1 protein-coding gene is annotated in these 542 nt (G+C 56.6%); it reads right to left on the bottom strand.

All coding sequences use genetic code 11. The features are described from left to right. Positions 1 to 172: 172 nt before the first annotated feature. The coding region (locus tag ACX3P1_RS28360; protein WP_459083167.1) for a DUF1236 domain-containing protein at positions 173 to 542 on the bottom strand (370 nt) is incomplete at its 5' end.

Below are 542 nucleotides of genomic sequence, written 5' to 3'. Positions count from 1 at the left end.
TACAGCAGGCCCTTTTAATTTCGCACCAGCGAGAGGCACGGCGGAAGGCGGCTTAGTTCAGAGGCGGCCCGATCAGGGATGGGGTCGATCTATTGCGGCAGTTAATTTCTTTCTCTGTCGGGTGGTAAAGGCGCCCCGATGCAGTGTTCCTTCATCCAGGGCGCCCGCCGGATCAGTCGATGATGTGTACGACCTTGCGGGTTTCCGGCTCGATCAGAACGGTGCGGCCGTCCATGACGACATACTGATACTTGGTATCCAGCGTGTTTTCGGCAAGCTCACCCGGCTTGAGGATATCCGGGATGATCGCCCCGACTGCCAGTTCAAAGTTGGATGGACGGTCAACGACTACCGGGTTGGTTTTCACGTATTCACGGACCACGATCTCCTGTTCGGGGGAGACTATGACCGTTTGGGCAGCCGCGAATGCGGTTCCCGCGAGAAGGATGGTGATAGCAAGCGTGTTGCGTAACATCATTTCAATATCTCCTGGGTTTACGTGCACCAACCGTTCGCGAGCGAAACGGTTCCGTACACGTGGC

It is taken from the genome of Mesorhizobium sp. A623, from assembly GCF_054489405.1.
The sequence above is the reverse complement of the archived record's forward strand: the minus strand, read 5'-3'. Positions and strand labels throughout refer to the sequence as shown.